Source organism: Kineococcus glutinatus (assembly GCF_039542765.1).
Classification (GTDB): Bacteria; Actinomycetota; Actinomycetes; order Actinomycetales; family Kineococcaceae; genus Kineococcus_A; species Kineococcus_A glutinatus.
The window spans coordinates 1-7,629 of the sequence record NZ_BAABIL010000338.1; the positions used below are offsets into that span (position 1 = coordinate 1).

Here is a 7,629-nt window from a genome sequence, read left to right on the forward strand (position 1 = left end):
CCACCGGCCGCCGCCCCGTCACCGGGGGCCGCGCGTGGCTGAGGCGGCGCCGCTGCTCGGCGTGGTGGTGGTCAGCTACGGGGACCCGGGCCTGCTGGAGCGGCACGTCCTGCAGCACGACCTGTCCGCCCTGCCCGCGGTGGTCGTGGTCGTCGACAACCTCTCCACGGCGCGGGCCCGCCGCGACGCCGAGGAGCTGTGCCGCCGGCGCGGCCTGGAGTTCGTGCCGCTGCCGTCGAACGAGGGTTTCGGCGCGGGGGCGAACGCGGGCGCCGCCAGGGCGCTGGAGCTGGGCTGCTCGGTGCTGCTGTTCCTGAACCCCGACGCGGCCCTCGACGCGGCGACCGCCGCGGCGCTGCGCGACGACGTGCTGGCCCACCCGAGGCGGATGGTCTCCCCGCAGGTGGTCCACCCCGACGGGCGGCGCTGGTTCTCCGGCGCGGAGCTGTCCCTGCGCAACGGCTGGACGCGGCGGACCGGCGTCCTCGCCGGGCCCGAGCTGCACCCGTGGCTGACCGGCGCCTGCCTCGCGGTGCACCGCGACCTGTGGCGGGAGCTGGGGGGTTTCGACGGTTCCTACTTCCTGTACTGGGAGGACGTCGACCTCAGCGTGCGCTGCGTGCGGCTCGGCGGGGAGCTCGCCGTGCGGCAGGACCTGACCGTCGTGCACGCGGTGGGCGGCACGCAGGACGGTGGTGGCAAGTCACCGCTGTACGGGCGCTACAACTGCCGCAACCGCCTGCTGTTCGCCCGCAAGAACCTCTCGCGGCGGCGGAGGCTGCGCTGGCTCCTCGTCGCCCCCGCCTACGCCGGCGAGGTCGCCCTGCGGGGCGGGTTGCGGCGGCTGCTGGGCAGGCGCCGGGTGGTCGCCGCGGTGCTGTCGGGCACGCTGGCCGGCGCGCTCGTCGTCCTGGACCCCAGGAACCCCGGGGACCGCGGCTGGAGCACCACGGCCAGGGCGAGGTAGACCTCCCCGAGGTCGGAGTGGATCGGGCCGAACGCCAGGTCCCACAGCGCCAGCAGGCACAGCAGGACGGTGACCGGCTGGGCGCGGCGCTCGATCAGCGCGCTCGCCAGGCCGTTGAGCAGGAGGAACCCGACGAGGGCCGTCAGCGCCAGGCCCACCAGGCCGAAGTTGGCCCAGCAGTCGGCGACGATCGAGTGCAGCCGGAACTGGCCGCCGAACATGTAGTTGTCGACGTAGCCGTTGTCCGGCGAGATCCCGACGGTGGCCAGGCCGGTCTTGCCCAGCAGCACGTCCCTGCTGGCGGGCACGACGCCGACGCCGTACCCGCCGGGTGAGTCGGCCATGAGGACGCGCGTCGCCGACCACTCCGGCCGGCCCCCCGCGATGAGGGAACCACCCGATTCGACCTGCACCCGGGACCGCGCCTGCAGCTCGCTGCCCAGCGCCCCGCTGAGCAGCAGCGACGTCACGGTCGCGTAGAGGGCGTAGACGATCCCCGCGACGAGCAGCACCGACGTGGTCCAGGCGCGGAACCCGCGCTTGGGCACCCGGCCCCCCGTGGACCGCAGGGCCTGCCAGGTCACCAGCACGCCCGTCAGCAGCGTGAAGCCGAAGAAGCTGCGGTAGTCGTTGGCGGCGCTGACACCGCCGAGGAGCAGCAGCGTGAGCACCAGCAGGGCCGCCACGCTCGGCAGCCGGCTGCGCAGCCGCTGCAGCAGCGACAGGACGATCAGCGTGACCGGCAGCGCGAGCTGGTACTTCCACGGGTTCTGCGAGCCGGGGATGTCGAGGACGCCGGACATCAGGGAACCGGTGCCGTAGAGCAGCACCACGGTCTCCAGCCGCAGGAACCGGCGCGCCCACAGGACGACCCCGAGGCCCGCGGCGATGCTGAACAGGCGCAGCACCATGCCGTACCCGTTGCGGGCGACCACCTCGTGCGTGTCGCTCGCGAACACCGCGAGGACGGTCCCGCTCACCGCGGCGGCGACCGTCACCAGCAGGACCGCCCGCGCCCCCGGGTAGCGCCGCAGCTGCGGGAACCAGGCGGGCAGGAGGGCGAACGCGGCGACCGACCCGGTGGTCAGGGACGCCTTGAGGGCGGTGTCCGCGCCGAGCAGCAGCAGGGCGAGGGCCGCGACGGCCCGGGTGACGGCCGGTGCGTGGCGCGGGGCGACCGGCGCCAGGAGCGCGCGGTCGGCGCCGACCCGCCGCCCGGGCGCCTCGTCGGCCCACCGCGCGTCCCGCAGCCAGCCGTGCAGCGTCTTGGGGGGCACCCCGGTGCGGGCGGCGACGGCCAGGCAGGCCTCCCGCTCGGCGAGCCCGTCGCGGACACCCGCCCGCACCATCCCGACGGCGCGCTCACGCGCCCTCGTGGTGCACCGGGGCACGCTCGCCCCCTCCCGTGGTGGGACGCAGGGACAGCACCGCCCCCCGGGCGGGTGCGAGGGCGGAGGTCCCCGCCGGGGCGGAACCCCGGCGGCGGGAGGACGCCCCGTCCAGCACGACGCCCAGGACGTGCGCCTTGACCATGTGCAGGTCGCGCAGGCTCTCCTCCAGCTGCCGGCGGGTGGTCCGGCGGGTGTCGACCGTGACCACGGTGCCGTCGACGTGGGCGGCGAGGATGGCGGCGTCGGCGACCGACAGCACCGGGGGCGCGGTGACGAGCACGACGTCGTGGTCGGCGCGCAGGTCGGCCAGCAGCCGGCGCATCGCCGTGGAGCCGAGCAGCTCGTCGGGGTTGGGGGGGACCGCGCCGGCGGGCAGGAAACCGAGCTGCTTGGAACCCCACTGCTGCACGGCCCCGGCCAGCGGCGCCCGGCCGGTGAGGACGCCGACCAGCCCCGCCGTCGGCGCCGTGCCGGTCACCTCGGCCAGCGACGGGTTGCGCAGGTCGCCCTCCACGAGCAGGACGCGCGTCTCGGGGTCGGCCATGGCGACCGCGAGCTCGACGGCGACGGCCGCCGAACCCCTGCCCGCACCCGCCGCCGCGATGACGATGCGCTGGGGGGCGCCGTCCGCGGCGAGCAGGCGCAGGTTGGTCCGCAGCCTCCGGACGGACTCCACCCGCGGGTCCACCGACTCGCCGCGCGCGGCGTGGCGCGTCCCCCGGTTGCCCCGCGCCGTGCCCAGGCTGGCCAGGATCGGCACGTCGCTGACGTCGAGGACGTCGTACTCGTCGCGGACCCTGGTGTTCAGCACCTCCGCGCTCACCGCGCCGGCGATGCCCAGCAGCAGGCCGATGGCCAGCCCGAGGGCGACGTCCACGGTGCGCTGCGGGGAGGACGGCGAGGACGGCACCGTGGCGGGGGCGACGGTGGTCACCGTGATCGCGGTGGTGTCGCCCCGCCCGGCGGGGGACAGCTCGCCGGTGGCCTGGGAGAGCTGGGCGCTGACGGCGTTGGCGACGTCGGCGGCCTCGGCCGGCGAGCCGCTGGTGGCGGTGATGTCGATGAGCACCGTGTCCAGCTCCGTCTCGGCGGAGACCCTCCCGGCCAGCGCCTGCGGGGTGGTGTCGAGCCCGAGCTGCGCGATGACGGGTTCCAGGACCGTGGGCGTGGTGGTCAGCCGGACGTAGGACTGGACCAGCCCCCGCGTGTAGGACGAACCCTGCGCGAGTTCGCCGATCGTCTGGCCCTGGCTGGGGGAGAGGAAGACGGTGGCGGTCGCCTGGTACTGCGGTGCCTTGCGCGCGGACAGGCCGAAGGCGCAGGCACCGCCCAGCAGCGCGCAGAGGAACAGCACCGCCCAGCGGCGCCGCAGGAGGTCCAGGTACTGCATGAACTCCACCGATGTCCTCCTCCTGGCCGGTGCCGGGCGGCTCCGGTCCGTGGGCGCCGGACACCGCACCGCCGGCCGGTGCGGGCGCCCTGCCGTGACCGGGCACCCCACCGCCCGCCGGGCCGCCGGGGCCCGGCGTGTTTCCGTACCGCGACCTCGGAGATGTCACGATAGGCGCCGCCGGCCGACGGGATGGGGGTATTCGGTGAAGGGTGCTGTGAGAACACCGGACGCCGGTCGGCAGCGCTCCGTACACGGTACCTGGCGGACGGTGGGGACGAGCGCCGCGGCGAAGTTCGTGGTCATGGTGGTCTCCGGCGTCATCTCGGTCTTCTCCCTGCGCCTGGTGCTGGAGCACTTCGGCGTGGCGGCGTACGCCCAGTACGGGCTGCTGGTGTCCGTCGCCGCCCTGCTGCCGTTCGCGGACCTCGGGATGGCCGCGGCGGTCATGAACAGCGTCGCCGCCTCCCGCTCGCCGGCCTGCGACGAGCACGTGCACCGCACGCTCGTCAGCTCCCTGCGGGTCGTCCTGGTCTCGGCGGCGGTCATCACCGGGGCCGGTGTGCTCGTCAGCGTCCTCGGGTGGTGGCCCGCCGTGCTCGGCGACGGCCTCCTGCCCGGTTCGGGCCCCACGGCGGCGCTGCTGTGCCTGGTGGTCTTCGCCTGCACCCTGCCGCTGGCCGTCGGCCAGCGGGTCCTCACCGGTCTGGGCCTCAACCACGTCCAGATCCTGCTGCAGGGCCTGGCCTCCCCGCTGTTCGTCCTCGCCGTGCTGCTGCTCGTCCTCACCGGGGCGCAGGGGGGCGGATACCTCGCGGTGTTCTCCTACCTGGGGGGCGCGGTCGTGGCCGGGACCGGCTCGCTCATCGCCTCGCGCCGCCTCAGGGGCCTGGCGTGGGCGGTGCTCCGCGACGTCCCGAGGCCCCGGCGGGTCCGGGGGGTGCCCGTGTTCGGCACCGCCTGGCCGATGATCGTGCAGATGGTCGCGCTGCCGGTCGCGATGCAGACCGACCGGCTGCTGCTGAGCCACCTGACCCCGGGCACCGCCCTGGCCGAGTACGGCCTGGCGGCGTCGATGTTCGGGATCGTGCTGCAGACGGTGAGCGCGGCCGGCCTGGCGCTGTGGCCGGTCTTCGCCCGGGCCCGCAGCACCTCGGACGTCAGCTCCCCGTTCGCCATGGCCGGGGCCTTCTGCCTCGTGGGGCTGGCCGGGGCGCTCGTGCTGGCCCTGCTGATGCCCTGGCTGGCGCCCTTCCTGAGCGACGGCGCGATCGCGCTGGACGGCTGGCTGGTCTGGGGGTTCGTCGCGTTCGTCGCGGTGCAGGCGGCCAAGTACCCCCTGGGCATGTACATGACCGACGAGCCCGGGCTGCGGTTCCAGGTCCCGCCCATCCTCGTGATGGTCCCGCTGAACCTGGCGCTGTCCTGGTGGCTGGTCGGCGTGGTCGGCGCGGGCGGGCCCATCATCGGTTCGGCCGTCGCGGTCCTGCTGTGCCAGGTCGTCCCGAACGCCCTCTACACCCGGCGCGACCTGCGGCGCCGCCGGTCCACCGCCGCGGGGTCGGCTCCCGGGGGGTCCACCGCCGGGGCGTGAAGCCACGCGTCGGCCGCCCGCCGGCCGTCCTGCGCCGGCAGGTCCGCCAGCACCTCGGCGCCGGTGCGCGCGGAACCCAGCGCGGCGACCACCGCCGCGGCCACCCCGGCGGCGTCCACCGCGGGGTCCAGCACCACGTGCCCGTGCCCGGCCAGCCACGGCGCGATGCCGGACTCGGCCGTCGTGACGACCAGGCAGCCGTGCGCCAGCCCCTCGACGAGCGGCAGGCCCACCTGCTCGCGCCACGTCGGGGTCCGCTGGGACGGCAGCACCAGGACCGCCGCCCGGCGCAGCTGCCGGTGCACCTCCGCCCGCGGCGGGTCGACGAGCACCGACACGCCCGGGTGGTTCCGGGCCGTCTCGTGCGCGAGGCCGGCCAGCGGACCGGTTCCCACGACCGCCAGGGTCGCCGCGGGGTGGGACCGCAGCACCTGCGGCCAGGCCCGGGCGAGCAGGTGGAAACCCTTGCGCTCCTCCAGCGCGCCGAGGAACAGCACGGAGCCGGGGCGCGCGCCGGTGCCCGGCGGGCAGTCGCACGGGGCGGGCAGCGCCTCCACCACGCGCGAGAGGCCTCTCGCGGCGGTGCCCGGCAGCAGGTCCGCGTAGAGGTGGGCGGCGCCCGTCGTGCCGTAGGCGATGCGGTCGACGTGGCGGGCCAGGAACCGGGCCGCGCGCAGGTCGAGGGACCGGCGCAGGCGGCGGCGCGCGGTGGGGGCGGGGGACGCGCGGGGGTCGCGGTTCTCGATGGCGTACGCCACCACCCGCACGTCGACGCGGTGCAGCGCACCGCTGAGCCTGGCCGCGAGCACGGTGAGGACGCCCTGGCGCGCCGCGGGCAGCATCAGCGGCTCGTTCACCTCCACCGTCCGCACCCGCGACGCCAGCAGGGTCGCCGCCGTCGCCCACGGGCCCGCCCGGACGAGGTCGAGGCCCTCCGCCAGCGCCTCGTCGAAGTCGGCGCGCCGCGAGCGGTACAGCACGGACGTCGCCCCGATCGCGCGCGCCCGCTCCAGGTGGGCGCTGCGCAGGGTGCGGTACACCTGGACCCGGTCGAACCGGGTGCGCCGCACCGACCGCAGCACCGACCGCAGCACGGGTCGCTGCAGGAGGGGGAGCGCCGCGCTCACGCGGCGGCGCCGACGAGCAGCAGCAGCTGCTGCGCCAGGTGCCCGCTGGTCATCCCCGCCTCCACCGCGGCGCGGCCCCGCCGCCCCACCTCCCGGGCCGTGTCGGGCTCGGCGAGCAGGTGGACGACCCGCTCGGCCAGGGCCGCCGCGGACCCGGTCGGCACGACGAAGCCGTTCTCGCCGTCGGTCACGTAGTCCTCCATGCCCGGTGAGCCGGTGATGACGACCGGCCGGCCGGTGGCCATGGCCTCCAGGCTGACCGTCATGCCCGAGACGTGCAGGTTCGGCCGCGTGGCGATCGCCACGACGGAGGCCCGCGCGTAGAGGTCGCGCAGCTGCAGGTGGGTGAGGTACCGCTCGGTCCGCACCCCGGGCGGCGGTCGCAGGGCGGAGGTCGTCTGGACCACCACCTCCGCGTCGGGGCGGGCGCGGACGACCTCCGCGAGCGCCGCGAACAGGGTGGCCGCGTCCCGGTCGCGATCGCCGCCGACGCTGACGACCACCGGCCTGCCGGGGTGGTCGCGGTAGCGGTAGAAGTCCGGGTCCACCCCGAACCGCACGAACGACACCGGTGGCCCCCCGGTCCCCAGCTGCTCCCGCAACGGCTCCAGCTGGGCCCGGCTGAGGCACCACACCCCGTCCGTGCTGCGCAGGGCCCGCAGCCGGGCGCGCGTCACGGCGTCCCGCCGGCCCTCCCGCAGCGCGTCGCTGACCCAGATGGCCCCGGCGTGCATCCGGCCGTAGCGCCCCTGCGCCACCATCCGCTGGGCGGCGTTCTCGTCCCACGCCAGCCCGATGCGCCGGGCACCCCCGCGGGGCCGCGGGACCCGCAACCCCACCAGGCCCGCCCCGCGCTGCAGCGCGGTGCGGGCGCGCCCGGCGGCGGCGACGTTGCGGTAGCCGAGGTCGACACCGGGACCGCCCATCCGGTCCAGCCCGTAGGGCCAGCGGTTGGGCACCTCGCCCGCGGCGTGGCGCCGCTGCCACAGGGCCACGTCCCGCTCGCTGGGGTACACGACCTCCACGCACACCGGTCCCGTGCGTCCCCTCCCGCGCACCGCGTGCTCCAGCACCTAGCCCCGCCCCGCCTTCCGCGCCGCCGGCAGGAGCGCGCCGGGGGACTGCCGGGCCCGCCGGTCCGGGGCGTCCGCCGGGACCTG

Annotated in this window: 5 protein-coding genes; 2 read left to right on the plus strand and 3 right to left on the minus strand. The window is 76.4% G+C overall.

From position 1 onward, the window contains the following. Positions 1-34: 34 nt before the first annotated feature. A complete protein-coding gene (locus ABEB16_RS13055; protein ID WP_345712682.1) occupies positions 35-967 on the plus strand; it encodes a glycosyltransferase family 2 protein in 933 nt (310 codons plus the stop codon). Between the two features lie 1,362 nt (positions 968-2,329). Here the strand turns inward: ABEB16_RS13055 and ABEB16_RS13060 are convergent. Beyond that, positions 2,330-3,748, minus strand: a complete 1,419-nt coding sequence (locus ABEB16_RS13060; RefSeq protein WP_345712686.1) for a tyrosine-protein kinase domain-containing protein — start codon at positions 3,746-3,748, stop codon at positions 2,330-2,332. Positions 3,749-4,019: 271 nt separating this feature from the next. Between ABEB16_RS13060 and ABEB16_RS13065 the strand changes: the two genes are divergently transcribed. Continuing rightward, a complete protein-coding gene (locus ABEB16_RS13065; RefSeq protein WP_345712683.1) occupies positions 4,020-5,342 on the plus strand; it encodes an MATE family efflux transporter in 1,323 nt (440 codons plus the stop codon). Here the strand turns inward: ABEB16_RS13065 and ABEB16_RS13070 are convergent. Both ABEB16_RS13070 and ABEB16_RS13075 read right to left on the minus strand, forming a co-directional pair. Continuing rightward, positions 5,264-6,469, minus strand: coding sequence for a glycosyltransferase family 4 protein (locus tag ABEB16_RS13070; protein WP_345712684.1), 1,206 nt, complete (start codon positions 6,467-6,469; stop codon positions 5,264-5,266). The two genes, ABEB16_RS13065 and ABEB16_RS13070, sit on opposite strands and share 79 nt — an antisense overlap. Beyond that, positions 6,466-7,527 carry a glycosyltransferase family 4 protein gene (locus ABEB16_RS13075; protein ID WP_345712685.1) on the minus strand — a complete coding sequence of 354 codons (1,062 nt, stop codon included), beginning with the start codon at positions 7,525-7,527 and terminating at the stop codon, positions 6,466-6,468. Before ABEB16_RS13075 ends, ABEB16_RS13070 begins: the two co-directional genes overlap by 4 nt. Between the last annotated feature and the right edge of the window lie 102 nt (positions 7,528-7,629).